General features: G+C 62.2%; 12 protein-coding genes and 1 pseudogene. 11 read left to right on the top strand and 2 right to left on the bottom strand.

The window, feature by feature from the left end; genetic code table 11:
* Positions 1-37: 37 nt before the first annotated feature.
* From purB to P7F60_RS19520, 3 genes are all read left to right on the top strand, one after another.
* Complete coding sequence (purB, locus tag P7F60_RS19530; RefSeq protein WP_277919354.1) at positions 38-1,342, top strand: adenylosuccinate lyase; 1,305 nt, start codon at positions 38-40, stop codon at positions 1,340-1,342.
* Positions 1,343-1,383: 41 nt separating this feature from the next.
* Positions 1,384-1,938: an alpha/beta hydrolase gene (locus P7F60_RS19525; RefSeq protein WP_277919353.1), complete on the top strand. Its 555-nt coding sequence runs from the start codon at positions 1,384-1,386 to the stop codon at positions 1,936-1,938.
* A gap of 454 nt (positions 1,939-2,392) precedes the next feature.
* Entirely contained in the window at positions 2,393-4,603 is a 2,211-nt protein-coding gene (locus P7F60_RS19520; RefSeq protein WP_277919499.1) for a GGDEF domain-containing phosphodiesterase, read from the top strand.
* A gap of 47 nt (positions 4,604-4,650) precedes the next feature.
* On the opposite strand, the gene P7F60_RS19515 is transcribed toward P7F60_RS19520, so the two are convergent.
* Entirely contained in the window at positions 4,651-4,965 is a 315-nt protein-coding gene (locus tag P7F60_RS19515) for a DUF1476 domain-containing protein (RefSeq protein WP_277919352.1), read from the bottom strand.
* 380 nt (positions 4,966-5,345) lie between these two features.
* Between P7F60_RS19515 and purC the strand changes: the two genes are divergently transcribed.
* The 5 genes and pseudogenes from purC (at position 5,346) to P7F60_RS19490 (ending at position 7,758) form a co-directional block, all read left to right on the top strand.
* Positions 5,346-6,110: a phosphoribosylaminoimidazolesuccinocarboxamide synthase gene (gene purC, locus P7F60_RS19510; protein WP_277919351.1), complete on the top strand. Its 765-nt coding sequence runs from the start codon at positions 5,346-5,348 to the stop codon at positions 6,108-6,110.
* Positions 6,111-6,127: 17 nt separating this feature from the next.
* Positions 6,128-6,370, top strand: coding sequence for a phosphoribosylformylglycinamidine synthase subunit PurS (gene purS, locus P7F60_RS19505; protein ID WP_277919350.1), 243 nt, complete (start codon positions 6,128-6,130; stop codon positions 6,368-6,370).
* 17 nt (positions 6,371-6,387) lie between these two features.
* Positions 6,388-6,644: pseudogene (locus tag P7F60_RS19500) on the top strand (hypothetical protein).
* On the top strand, positions 6,641-7,312 hold the full coding sequence (gene purQ / locus P7F60_RS19495; RefSeq protein ID WP_277919349.1) for a phosphoribosylformylglycinamidine synthase subunit PurQ: 672 nt from the start codon (positions 6,641-6,643) through the stop codon (positions 7,310-7,312). The pseudogene P7F60_RS19500 and the gene purQ overlap by 4 nt, the downstream one beginning before the upstream one ends.
* A 35-nt stretch (positions 7,313-7,347) precedes the next feature.
* Entirely contained in the window at positions 7,348-7,758 is a 411-nt protein-coding gene (locus P7F60_RS19490; protein ID WP_277919348.1) for a hypothetical protein, read from the top strand.
* A 107-nt stretch (positions 7,759-7,865) separates the two neighbouring features.
* Here P7F60_RS19490 and P7F60_RS19485 read toward each other — a convergent pair whose 3' ends face one another.
* Positions 7,866-8,147 carry a DUF1127 domain-containing protein gene (locus P7F60_RS19485; protein WP_277919347.1) on the bottom strand — a complete coding sequence of 94 codons (282 nt, stop codon included), beginning with the start codon at positions 8,145-8,147 and terminating at the stop codon, positions 7,866-7,868.
* 94 nt (positions 8,148-8,241) lie between these two features.
* Between P7F60_RS19485 and P7F60_RS19480 the strand changes: the two genes are divergently transcribed.
* From P7F60_RS19480 to purL, 3 genes are all read left to right on the top strand, one after another.
* On the top strand, positions 8,242-9,657 hold the full coding sequence (locus P7F60_RS19480) for a PLP-dependent aminotransferase family protein (protein ID WP_277919346.1): 1,416 nt from the start codon (positions 8,242-8,244) through the stop codon (positions 9,655-9,657).
* A gap of 95 nt (positions 9,658-9,752) precedes the next feature.
* On the top strand, positions 9,753-10,322 hold the full coding sequence (locus P7F60_RS19475; protein WP_277919345.1) for an acyloxyacyl hydrolase: 570 nt from the start codon (positions 9,753-9,755) through the stop codon (positions 10,320-10,322).
* A gap of 201 nt (positions 10,323-10,523) precedes the next feature.
* Entirely contained in the window at positions 10,524-12,761 is a 2,238-nt protein-coding gene (gene purL / locus P7F60_RS19470; protein WP_277919344.1) for a phosphoribosylformylglycinamidine synthase subunit PurL, read from the top strand.

The following is a 12,761-nucleotide window of genomic DNA, read 5'->3' as shown; positions in this document are numbered from 1 at the left end:
CGGGCGCAAACTGCCGAAACATGAAAGCGATGAAGAGATGATCCCGCGTTATTCCCGCCCGGAAATGGTCGCCATCTGGTCTCCCGAGACCAAGTTCCGCATCTGGTTCGAGATCGAGGCCCATGCCTGCGACGCGCTCGCCGAGATCGGCGTCATTCCGAAGTCGGCGGCGGAAACCATCTGGGAAAAGGGCGGCGCGGCCACTTTCGACGTCGCCCGCATCGACGAGATCGAGGCCGTCACCAAGCATGACGTCATCGCCTTCCTGACGCATCTTGCCGAATTCGTCGGCCCGGACAGCCGCTTCGTGCATCAGGGCATGACCTCGTCGGATGTGCTCGACACCACCTTCAACATCCAGCTCGTGCGCGCCGCCGATATCCTGCTTTCCGACATGGACCGCGTGCTGGCGGCGCTCAAGACGCGCGCCTACGAGCACAAGAACACTATCCGCATCGGCCGCAGCCACGGCATCCACGCCGAGCCGACGACGATGGGCCTGACGCTCGCCCGTTTCTATGCCGAGATGGATCGCAACCGCGCCCGCCTCGTTGCGGCGCGCGCCGAAATCGCCACCGGCGCGATCTCCGGCGCCGTCGGCACCTTCGCCAATATCGATCCGCGCGTCGAGGAGCATGTCTGCGCCAAGCTCGGCCTCGTGGCTGAACCAATCTCGACGCAGGTCATTCCGCGCGACCGCCATGCGATGTTCTTCGCGACCCTCGGCGTCATCGCTTCCTCGATCGAAAACGTGGCGATTGAAATCCGTCACATGCAGCGCACGGAAGTCCTGGAGGCGGAGGAATTCTTCTCGCCCGGCCAGAAAGGCTCATCGGCCATGCCGCACAAGCGCAACCCGGTGCTGACCGAAAACCTGACCGGTCTTGCTCGCCTCGTGCGCATGGCAGTGACGCCTGCCATGGAAAACGTCGCCCTTTGGCATGAGCGCGATATCAGCCATTCGAGCGTCGAGCGCGGCATTGGCCCCGATACGACGATCACTCTCGATTTCGCGCTGAACCGTCTGGCCGGCGTCATCGAAAAGCTGGTCGTCTATCCCGATAACATGATGCGCAACCTCGACAAGTTCCGCGGCCTCGTGCATTCGCAGCGCGTGCTCTTGGCGCTGACCCAGGCCGGTGTGTCGCGCGAGGATGCCTATCGCCTCGTGCAGCGCAACGCCATGAAGGTCTGGGAACAGGGCAAGGATTTCCTGGAGGAACTGCTGGCCGACAGCGAAGTGCGCGCCGCCCTTTCCGAAGCCGACATCCGCGAGAAATTCGATCTCGGCTACCACACCAAGCATGTCGATACGATCTTCAAGCGCGTGTTCGGTGAATAATCGCCGTCAGCCGGCCCGCATCGCAGCAGAAGGGAGCCATCATGAAAGCGTCTGAAGCCGATATCCTGATCGTTCCCGGGCGCGGCGGCGCGGCACCGGGCGACTGGTACAGCCGCTGGGCCGAAAAGCTCAGCACCGCCCGCCTGATCGACGGGCTCGACTGGATGAACCCGGATCGTCACGCCTGGGTCGAGCGTATCGTCGCCGAAACGCGGTTGGCGAGCCGGCCGGTCGTTCTCGTCGCCCATGGGCTGGGCGTCGCCGCCGCCGTTCATGCGGCGCAGGAAATGACCGAAGGCGTCGCCGGCGGCTTTTTCGTCACGCCCCCGGATCTCTCCGGCGACATGACGCTGGCGCCGGAAATCGCCGCCTTTGGTCCCTACCCGCGTGCGCCGCTGATTTTCCCATCGATCACGGTCGCCAGTCGCAACGATCCCTTCGGTTCCTATGAACATGCCGAAGACGTCGCCAGCGCCTGGGGCTCGCTGACCGTCGATGCCGGAGAATCCGGCGCCATTGACGCGGCCTCCGGTCACGGCCCGTGGCCCGAGGGTTCGATGGTGTTCGCCCGTTTCCTCGCCCGACTGGAAACCTGACCGTTTACCGTTTCGCAAATGCGGACCGGAATCAGTTTGGGATTCATCAAAATTTAAGGCGATCGCCTCAGACTTGTATGCAAGCGAGGCGAGAATGGACGTGCAACCATCCCGATCTGACATCGGCGCAGCAGGGAAAAACGGTTCCGGCTCTACGGAAGACGGATTCGATCTGCTGGACTCTGCGCCCGTTCCACTGGCGCTCGTCACCCTGGAAGGTGACATCCTGCGGGCCAATACCGGATTTTTCAGGCTTGCCGATGGTCGCGCGGCGAATGCTTCCGGTCTGGCCGAACTGGTTTTTCCAGAAGATCGCGATCGACTGTTTGCCTGGCTCAAAGACGGAATTTCGGGTGAAACGGCGGAATTTCGACTTGCGGGGGGCTCATTCTGGGTTTCGGCCTCGGTGTCCCCGGCCGATGACGAGACTGCCCGTCTCCTCGCTCTCACGGATATTACCCAGCTCAAGCGTGAGGTCCAAGACCTCGCCATGCGTGAGCGGCGCTGGCATGATGCGTTGACTAATTCCGGACTCGGCGTCTGGGACCAGAATTATGGCGCCGGCGTCATGTATTATTCCGATACCTGGCGCGCCATCCGCGGCATCGGCCCGGACGAGACCCTGAACGAAGGCATGGACGACTGGATCCTGCTGGTCCATCCCGACGACCGCGCATTCGTCATTGACGCTATCCACCGCCAGAACCGCGGCGATCCGGATTTCGCCGTCTTCCAATATCGCGAGCGCAACCGCGTGGGCGGCTGGGTCTGGATCGAATGCCGCGGTGCGGCCGTCGAGTGGGATGATGACGGTAATCCGCTGCGTGTCGTCGGCACCGATACCGACATCACGGCCCGCAAGCTTGCCGAGGAATTGCTGGCTGGCATGTCGCGCCGGCTGAAGCTGGCTTTGTCGATCTCCAAGATCGGTGTCTTCGAAGTCGACCTGCAGAGCCAGACTGTTCATTGGGACGACGGCCTTCTGAAAATGTTCGGCATGGAGGGCACATCCAACACCAAGCCGGAATCGCTTTGGGAATCGCTCATCCATCCCGACGACCGTGCAGCGACGCTGCGCCGCGTCTCCATGCATATTGAGCATGATGGCGAATTCGAGAACGATTACCGCGTGTTGCTTGGCGAGGGCTGCGTGCGCCATATTCGCTCGCGCAACGTCGTCTTCACCGACAATGCCGGCCGGCGGTATATGCTCGGCGCCAATTGGGACGTGACCGCCGACGTCAACCTGCGCCATGAGTTGCTCAACGCCAAGACCCTGGCCGAAACGCGGTACCGCGAGCTTGAGGTCACCCGCGCCCGCATCGAGCACAATGCGCTGCACGACTATCTCACCGGCCTGCCGAACCGGCGTTACATGGACGAAATGCTGGAAATGCGCGCGGCCGAATGCCATGTGACCGGCGCCAGCATCGCCGTGCTGCACATCGATCTCGACCGCTTCAAGCAGATCAATGACACGCTGGGGCATCTGGCAGGCGACATGATGCTGCAGCATGCCGCGGCCGTGTTGCGGGCAAACATCCGCGAGGAGGATTTCGTCGCCCGCATCGGCGGCGATGAATTCGTCGTGCTGACCCGCGGCGACGGTTCCCAGCGCAAGCTGGCGCTGTTTGCCGACCGGATCATCCGGGAATTGTGCAAACCGGTCGCTTTCGAGGGGCATATGATTCGTTTTGGCGCCAGCATCGGCATCGCCGTGGGCGGCGGCGCCGACGCCGATGCCAAGCAGGTGCTGCTGAACGCCGATATCGCTCTCTACCGCGCCAAGAATCGCGGACGCAACCGCCATGAATTCTTCTCGCAGGACACACAGAACCAGATCATCCGCCACAAGCAGATCGCCGACGAGATCCTGCAGGCGCTGGAGCAGGATCAGTTCGTTCCCTATTACCAGCTCCAGTTCAACGCCCGTACGCTCGACGTCGCCGGTGTGGAGACTCTGGTGCGTTGGCGCCATCCCGAGCGCGGCATTCTTACGCCGGATAACTTCCTCGCCATTGCGGACGATCTCGACGTGGTCTCGACCATCGACGCCATGGTGCTGGAAAAGGCGCTGAAGGCTCTGCAAATCTGGGAAAGCCGTGGGCTTTTGGTGCCGAAGGTCTCGGTCAACGTCTCCACACGGCGCCTGAACGACCCCGCCCTGATGACCAAGCTGAAGCGCTTGAAAATCCGGCCGGGAACCGTGTCCTTCGAGCTTCTGGAAACGATCTTCCTCGACAATTGCGATTCAGGCGTCATCTCCAACCTGGAGCGGCTGCGGAAGCTCGGCATCGGCATCGAGATCGACGATTTCGGCACCGGCCATGCCTCGATCGTCAGCCTGATGCGCATCAGTCCCAACACGCTGAAGATCGACCGGCAGATCATCAATTCCGTGCATCGTTCCGCCGAACAGCGCAAGCTGGTCGGCGCGATCGTCGAGATGGGGCGCGCGCTCAACATCCAGGTCGCGGCCGAGGGTGTGGAAACGACAGACCATATCCGCGTATTACGCGAGACAGGTTGCGATATCCTGCAAGGTTACGGCCTAGCCCGGCCCATGCCGTTTGCCGAAATCGAAGGGTTTCTGCGCGCCGAAAGCTGGCGGGCCGGCACCAATGCCGTCAAGGACCTGCAGAATCGCGTCAGGCGCGCAACGTAGCCCGCCGCGCGCCTGACGACTGCATCCACGTTTGCGCTTGAAACGCGTCAGCCTTTCTGGATCTGGTCGATGGCGACCGCCAACAGCTCGGCCATCTTCGAGCGGATATCGATATCGCTGAGGGCGATGCCGGCCTCGTCGAGATCGGAGCGAATCTTGCGGAACACATCCTCGTCGCCGGCCTCCATGAAATCGGCGGCAACGACGTCACGGGCATACGCGTCTGCATCCGTGCGCCCGAGCAACTCGGCAGCCCACAGGCCCAGCAGCTTGTTGCGGCGGGCTTCCGCCTTGAATTTCATCTCCTGATCGAGAGCAAACTTGTTTTCAAAAGCCTTTTCGCGATCGTTCATGCTGGTCATGCCTTGGTTCTCCCGTGTCCCATGATGGGCGTTTCATCCCATTATTCAAATCGCTGCCGAAAGTGCAATCCGAAGTTTGGGCGAAAGCAGCCGGCCTTGCCCAGCGTCGCACAGGCTTTACGGTATAATCTGGGTCAAGTCAGGGCGACGGCCCGTCACGGAATCGGCGTTTTGCACAGGAAGAGTCTTTGACAGGTAAAAATCGCGAAGAAGAATGCAGATGTGGCCGGCGCGATTCCCGTGTCCGGCCGGGGCTGGCCCAGGTTTTGCAGAACAAGCCTGCCCGCCCGGCATTGTGAATTGCGCGCTTTTCCTTTATGGGACCGCAATAAGAACGTACCACGCGCTTTCCCAAGAGCGCCAACAACAGAGAAAACACCATGAACCGTCGCCGTCGCGTTTACGAAGGCAAGGCCAAGATCCTCTACGAAGGACCGGAGCCGGGCACGTTGATCCAATTCTTCAAGGACGATGCGACAGCCTTCAACAAGAAGAAGCACGATGTCATCGATGGCAAGGGCGTGCTCAACAACCGCATTTCCGAATATCTCTTCACCCATCTGAACAAGATCGGCATCCCGACGCATTTCCTGCGCAGGCTGAACATGCGCGAGCAGTTGATCAAGGAAGTGGAGATGATCCCGCTGGAGATCGTGGTGCGCAACGTCGCCGCCGGTTCTCTCGCAACCCGCCTTGGCATCGAGGAAGGCATCGTGCTGCCGCGCTCGATCATCGAATTCTACTACAAGTCGGATGCGCTCGACGACCCGATGGTATCGGAAGAGCACATCACCGCCTTCGGCTGGGCCAATCCGGCCGAACTCGACGACATCATGGCGCTCGCCATCCGCGTCAACGACTTCCTCACCGGCCTGTTCCTCGGCGTCGGCATCCAGCTCATCGATTTCAAGATCGAATGCGGCCGCCTGTTCGAAGGCGACATGATGCGCATCATCCTCGCCGACGAGATTTCGCCGGATAGCTGCCGCCTCTGGGATATCGAAACCCGCCAGAAGCTGGACAAGGATCGCTTCCGCCAGGATCTGGGCGGCCTGCTCGAAGCCTATCAGGAAGTGGCGCGCCGTCTCGGCATCATCAACGAAAACGAGCCGGTGCGCGGCACCGGTCCGGTTCTGGTCAAGTAATCTCAAGGGGTAGAGTTGTGATCAAGGCACGCGTGACAGTCACGTTGAAGAACGGCGTTCTCGATCCGCAGGGCAAGGCTATCGAAGGCGCGCTTGGCGCGCTTGGTTTTTCCGGCGTCGGCGCGGTGCGCCAGGGCAAGGTCTTCGATCTCGCCCTCGAAGGTCAGGATCGCGCCAAGGCCGAGGCCGACCTGAAGGCCATGTGCGAAAAGCTGCTCGCCAATACCGTCATCGAGAACTATACTATCGCCCTCGACTGAGCGTTGCGGAGTGGGCGATGGCCGAGATCACGAACGAATTGATGTATGAACTCCTCAAGAGGACGCATCAGCGTATCGACCGCGTGGATACCTCGCTTGGAGAAATCAAGAGCGAACTCCAGAGCATACGCGGGACCATGATCTCGATCATCAGGACATCCACAACACCTACGGCGTTCTTGCCCGGCATGCGCAGCGGCTGGACCGCATCGAAAGCCGCCTTGAACTCCGCGAATTGGCAGAAGCACAAGCAAGGTTTGAACCGCACCCATGAAGTCCGCCGTCGTACAACTCCCCGGTCTCAACCGCGATCGCGACATGATCGCCGCGCTCACGAAGATCTCCGGCAAGGCGCCGGTCACCGTCTGGCAGACGGAGACGGATATCCCCGATGTCGACCTGATCGTCATTCCCGGTGGCTTCTCCTATGGCGATTATCTGCGCTGCGGGGCGATTGCGGCGCGGATGCCGGTGATGCAGGCGATCCGTGAGAAGGCGGAAAAGGGCGTCAAGGTTCTCGGCGTCTGCAACGGCTTCCAGATCCTGCTCGAGGCCGGCCTGCTGCCGGGCGCGCTGATGCGCAATGCCTCGCTGAAGTTCGTCTGCAAGGAAATCAAGCTGCAGGTGGTCAATGCCGATACCGATTTCACCCGCGCCTATGCGCAAGGGCAGGTGATCCGCAGCCCCGTCGCCCATCACGACGGCAATTATTTCGCCGATGCCGAGGCGTTGGCCGCCCTTCAGGGCAACGGCCAGATCGTCTTCAAATATGCCGAGGGCACCAACCCCAACGGCTCCATCGACGACATTGCCGGCGTCATGAACAAGGCCGGTAACGTGCTCGGCATGATGCCGCATCCGGAAAATCTGATCGAAGCCGCCCATGGTGGTTCGGACGGGCGCGGCATCTTCGCTTCGGCGCTCGACGTCATCGCCGCGTGACCTTCGCGCCCCAGAATTCGCCAGCGAGAACCGTCATGCGCGCCAAAAATCATCGCCTTTCCGCCCTGAATACCGCCGGCCTTGCGGTTGCGGCTCTTGCGCTTGCGGCCTGCCAGTCGCGCCCGGCCCCGCCGCCGGTCAGCGCCAGCCGCGCGGCGCTGCCGATGATGGAGCGCGTGGCGCTCGGCGCCAATGCCTGCTGGTTCAAATCGGGCGATGCTGCTTTCAAGCCCTATCGGCTGGCGCCGGAGCTGAATTCCTTCTCCGGCCGGCCGCGCATCCTTCTCGTGCATAGCCACAGCCCGGAATCGCGTCCGCTTCTCGTCGTGCAGGCGGAAGGCAATCCGGCGAAGCTCGATGCCTTCGGGCCGCTGATGAACGAAAGCCTGTCGTCTCGCATCGCCAAAGACGTCAACCGCTGGGCCGCCGGCGGCAAGGGTTGCTGACCCGCCTTCCCCAAACCGGAAAAGAGTAGCGCATCGCGCCGCGTCCTGACGCGGCGGCGGACGCCGCATCGGCGGCACGATGCGCTACAGGCGGGGAACCGTTCCACTCAATCCCAGAACCAGGATTTGGCGACTTCGCGCCGCGCTTCGGCCGGTGTGACGCCGATGTCGCGCAACTCGTCGTCGGTCAGCTCACGCAGCGCGGCGCGCGTGTTGCGTTTGGAATGCCAGGTCTGCATCGTCACGATGAGGCGTCCGAACCATGTTCGCGCGGACGCAGCCGGGCCGGGGCTCAGCATCTCGCCGGCGCTACGAAACAGGGACTCGCGGGCGTAGCCATCCGGATAGATTGTATCGATTGTCTCAATGTATCGATCGATATTGGCCATTTTTCACCTGCTCTTTGGAAGCGCCGCCCAATCAATGGCAGCAACTATCCAATACAATTGACACGGATGCGCCTACAATGTAGAAATTGACACCATGACAAATTGGCTTCCCGATGTTTCGACGGGCACCGGCCCGATCTATGTGCGGCTTGCGGACCAGATCGAGTCGGCGATCTCCGACGGCACTCTCGTTGCCGGCGCGAAGCTGCCGCCGCAGCGCAATCTCGCCTATGATATCGGCGTGACCATCGGCACGGTCGGCCGCGCCTATTCGCTGGTGCATGAGCGCGGGCTGGTCAGCGGCGAGGTCGGGCGCGGCACCTATGTGCTGCCGCCGTCGCAGGCGAATTCGGCGATGCCCGCCGATCCGATCCGCACCTCCTGGTCGCGCTCGAAACTGCCGGATGCCGAGCCCGGCATCCTGCGTTTCGACACCACGGCGGCGCCCGATGTCGGCCAGGCCGAGGCGATTTCCGACACGATGTCGGCGATCATGCACGAGCATCCGCTCGACATGACCAGCTATACCCGCATTTTCCCACCGCACTGGTTCGAGGCGGGCGCCCGCTGGCTGGCGCGCGGTAACTGGCGCCCCTCGCCCGAATCCATCGTGCCGGCGCTCGGCGCCCATGCCGCGATCATGGCGGTCATTGCGGCGATCACCGCGCCGGGCGACAAGATCGTTTTCGAGCACCTGACCTATTCGCGCATCAGCCGCAGCGCCAGCCTGATCGGCCGCCGCACGATCCTCACCGAGGCCGATGCCGAGGGCCTCATCCCCGAGGATTTCGAGCGGCTCTGCGCGCAGCAGCACCCCAAGCTCGCCTTCCTGATGCCGACCGCGCACAATCCTTCCGTCGTGTCGCTGTCCTACGAGCGGCGCAAGGCGGTTGCCGAGGTGGCGCGCAAATATAATGTGACGCTCATCGAGGACGATCTCTATGGCGCGATGACCGACGACGAAACGCCGCTGCTGGCCGAATTCGCGCCGGAGCGCACCTTCGTCGTCGGCGGCTTTTCGAAATCCGTGGCGGCCGGCATTCGCGGCGGCTGGGTCAGTTGCCCGGCGCATTTCAGCCAGCGCGTCAGCAATGCCCACAAGATGGTTACCGGCGGCATGCCGTTCATGCTCGGCGAACTCTGCGCCCGGCTGGCAATGACCGGCGAAGCCGACGATATCCGCCGCCAGGCGATTGCCGAGATCAGCCGCCGCGAGGCGATGGTCCGGCGCGTCTTCGAGGGATACGAGCTGGCCTCTCGTCCTGGCGTGCCCTTCTTCTGGTTGAAGCTGCCCGATCCCTGGCTGTCCGGCATCTTCAAGAACGCCGCCTTCCGCGAGGGTGTGCTGATCGACGATGAGGACGAGTTCAAAGCAGGCCGTTCGGACCGGGCCTATCATCGCGTCCGCATCGGTTTTTCGACCCAGGAGGCATCCGAGGCAGAGCGCGGTTTCCAGATCCTTCGGCGCGTGCTGGAGAACGGTGGCGCCGGCTACGACAGTTATGCGTGACTGTTGCCGGAGCGCAACTTTACCCTTTGTTAACCATACTGTTATCTTTTTGACACTTCGCAACTGCGAATGCGTGATTCGAGGGGATGGGCAGAATGGCAATTCGCAACAACAGCCTGCGCGCCGCGCTGGCCATCGCATCGGTGGCAGCCGGCCTGACGACCTCGATCGCAACGGCAGCGGCGGATGAACCCTTCTTCGACGAATTGCGCTTCGGAGCTCAGGTGTCAGCCTCCGACAAGGAGGATGGCAGCTATTACCAGGTGACGATGTTCTTCGATCCCTTCGAAAGCGAACTTGCCCATGGCTGGAAGGAAAAGCTGTTGCGGCCGCGCGTCTTCCTCGGCGGCACCGTCGCCGGCCATAGCGAAGACGCCAGCATGATCTTCGGCGGCTTTGCCTGGGATGCCAAGGTCACCGAAAAGTTGTTCGTCGAAGCCGGCTTCGGCGGCATGATTCATAATGGCAATCTGGAGGACTATGCGGAATCGGGACCCTATCTGGGCTGCCGGGCGCTGTTTCGCGAATATGCCGCCGTCGGCTACGATGTGACCGCGAACTGGCGCGTTCTCGCCCAGATCGAACATTCCTCGCATGCAAACCTATGCGGCCGTCCCAACAATGGCCTGACCCGCGCCGGCATCCAGATCGGCTACAAGTTCTGAGTCTGAACACAATATTCGTCGAACAATGCATTCCCCCGCTTGATTTTTCTGTCGCGCCTCCGGCAAGCTTGCGCTAAAGAGACCGCAAATTCCCGGAGCGTAGCCTGTTGCGCTTTGGCTATTTGTTTTATCGCATGTCATCCGCGCAAAACCGCTGCACACTTTTGCGCAACATGCTCTAGCGAATGGATGCCCGACACCATGACCGTTTCCAACACCCGTCCGATTACGCCGGAACTGATCGCCGCCCACGGCCTCAAGCCTGACGAATACGAACGCATCCTGTCGTTGATCGGTCGCGAGCCGACCTTTACCGAACTCGGCATCTTCTCGGCGATGTGGAACGAGCACTGCTCATACAAGTCCTCGAAGAAGTGGCTGCGCACCCTGCCAACCAAGGGGCCGCGCGTCATCCAGGGGCCGGGCGAAAATGCCGGCGTCGTCGATATCGATGACGGCGATTGCGTGGTCTTCAAGATGGAGAGCCACAACCACCCCTCCTATATCGAGCCCTACCAGGGTGCTGCAACCGGCGTCGGCGGCATCCTGCGCGACGTCTTCACCATGGGAGCGCGTCCGATCGCTGCCATGAACGCGCTGCGCTTTGGTGAGCCGGATCATCCCAAGACCCGTCATCTGGTCTCCGGCGTCGTTGCCGGCGTCGGCGGTTATGGCAACTCCTTCGGCGTGCCGACCGTCGGCGGCGAAGTCGAGTTCGATGCCCGCTACAACGGCAACATCCTCGTCAACGCGTTTGCCGCCGGCCTCGCCAAGTCGGATGCGATCTTCTATTCCAAGGCCGAGGGCGTCGGCCTGCCCGTCGTCTATCTCGGCGCTAAGACCGGCCGCGACGGCGTCGGCGGCGCGACGATGGCGTCGGCCGAATTCGACGAGTCGATCGAGGAGAAGCGCCCGACCGTGCAGGTCGGCGATCCCTTCACCGAGAAATGCCTGCTGGAAGCCTGCCTCGAACTGATGAAGACCGGTGCGGTCATCGCCATTCAGGACATGGGTGCGGCCGGCCTCACCTGCTCCGCCGTCGAAATGGGCGCAAAGGGCGATCTCGGCATCGAATTGCTGCTCGACAAGGTGCCGGTGCGTGAAGAGAACATGACGGCTTACGAAATGATGCTCTCGGAAAGCCAGGAGCGCATGCTCATGGTCCTTCGCCCCGAGCAGGAAGAGGAAGCCAAGGCGATCTTCGTCAAATGGGGCCTCGATTTCGCCATTGTCGGCAAGACCACGGACGACCTGCGTTTCCGCGTCATCCACCAGGGCGAGGAAGTCGCCAACCTGCCGATCAAGGAGCTGGGCGACGAGGCGCCGGAATACGACCGCCCGTGGACGCCGGCCAAGACCCCGGCCCCGCTCGAAAGCAACGATATCCCGCAAGGCGATGTCGCCGATGCGCTGCTCAGCCTCATCGGCTCGGCCAACAATTCCTCGCGCCGCTGGGTCTACGAGCAGTATGACACGCTGATCCAGGGCAATTCGCTGCAATTGCCGGGCGGCGATGCCGGTGTCGTCCGCGTCGAAGGCCATGCCAAGAAGGCGCTGGCCTTCTCCTCCGACGTGACGCCACGTTATGTCGAGGCCGATGCCTTCGAAGGCGGCAAGCAGGCGGTGGCCGAATGCTGGCGCAACATCACCGCGACCGGCGCCCTGCCCTTGGCGGCGACCGACAATCTGAATTTCGGCAATCCCGAGCGCCCGGAAACCATGAGTCAGTTCGTCCATGCCATCAAGGGCATCGGCGAGGCCTGCACGGCGCTGGACTTCCCGATCGTCTCGGGCAACGTCTCGCTCTACAACGAGACCAACGGCCAGGCGATCCTGCCGACCCCGACCATTGCCGGCGTCGGCCTCATCAAGGATTGGGCCAAGATGGCGCGCATCCGCTTTGCCGAACAGGGCCAGGCGATCCTGCTCGCCGGCGCGCCGGCAAGCTGGGGCACGCATCTGGCGCAGTCGGTCTACATGCGCGACATCCATGGCCGCACCGACGGCCCACCGCCGCCGGTCGATCTTGCGCATGAAAAGAAGGTCGGCGATTTCGTGCGCGGCCTCATCCAGGATGGTTTGGCGACCGCCGTTCACGATTGCTCCACCGGCGGCCTGGCGCTCGCCGTCGCCGAAATGGCGATTGCATCCGGTATCGGCGCACATCTGAACCAGATCGCCGAACAGGATCCGATTCCGGTCTTCTTCGGCGAGGACCAGGGCCGCTATGTCGTCACCGTCAAGGAAAGCAACCTCTCCAAGGTGCAGGAACGTGCCGAGGCGGCGGATGTCTTCTGCCCGTGGATCGGCCGCACCGGAGGCTCGTGGGTTACGCTGGGCAGCGCCCGTCCTGTTTCAATTGAGCAATTGCGCTCCGCCCATGAATCATGGTTCCCTGCCTTCATGGATGGCGACGGTTCTCGGGCCGCCGCCGAATAA

This window comes from Rhizobium sp. YJ-22, assembly GCF_029601685.1.
Classification (GTDB): Bacteria; Pseudomonadota; Alphaproteobacteria; order Rhizobiales; family Rhizobiaceae; genus Metarhizobium.
Note: the sequence above shows the minus strand (reverse complement) of the source record. Positions and strands in the feature narration are given on the sequence as shown.

Coding starts and splice junctions, on each gene's coding strand:
- purB (WP_277919354.1), top strand. CDS start 38: ATGATCCCGCGTTATTCCCGCCCGGAAATGGTCGCCATCTGGTCTCCC.
- P7F60_RS19525 (WP_277919353.1), top strand. CDS start 1,384: ATGAAAGCGTCTGAAGCCGATATCCTGATCGTTCCCGGGCGCGGCGGC.
- P7F60_RS19515 (WP_277919352.1), bottom strand. CDS start 4,965: ATGACCAGCATGAACGATCGCGAAAAGGCTTTTGAAAACAAGTTTGCT.
- purC (WP_277919351.1), top strand. CDS start 5,346: ATGAACCGTCGCCGTCGCGTTTACGAAGGCAAGGCCAAGATCCTCTAC.
- purQ (WP_277919349.1), top strand. CDS start 6,641: ATGAAGTCCGCCGTCGTACAACTCCCCGGTCTCAACCGCGATCGCGAC.
- P7F60_RS19490 (WP_277919348.1), top strand. CDS start 7,348: ATGCGCGCCAAAAATCATCGCCTTTCCGCCCTGAATACCGCCGGCCTT.
- P7F60_RS19485 (WP_277919347.1), bottom strand. CDS start 8,147: ATGGCCAATATCGATCGATACATTGAGACAATCGATACAATCTATCCG.
- P7F60_RS19480 (WP_277919346.1), top strand. CDS start 8,242: ATGACAAATTGGCTTCCCGATGTTTCGACGGGCACCGGCCCGATCTAT.
- P7F60_RS19475 (WP_277919345.1), top strand. CDS start 9,753: ATGGCAATTCGCAACAACAGCCTGCGCGCCGCGCTGGCCATCGCATCG.
- purL (WP_277919344.1), top strand. CDS start 10,524: ATGACCGTTTCCAACACCCGTCCGATTACGCCGGAACTGATCGCCGCC.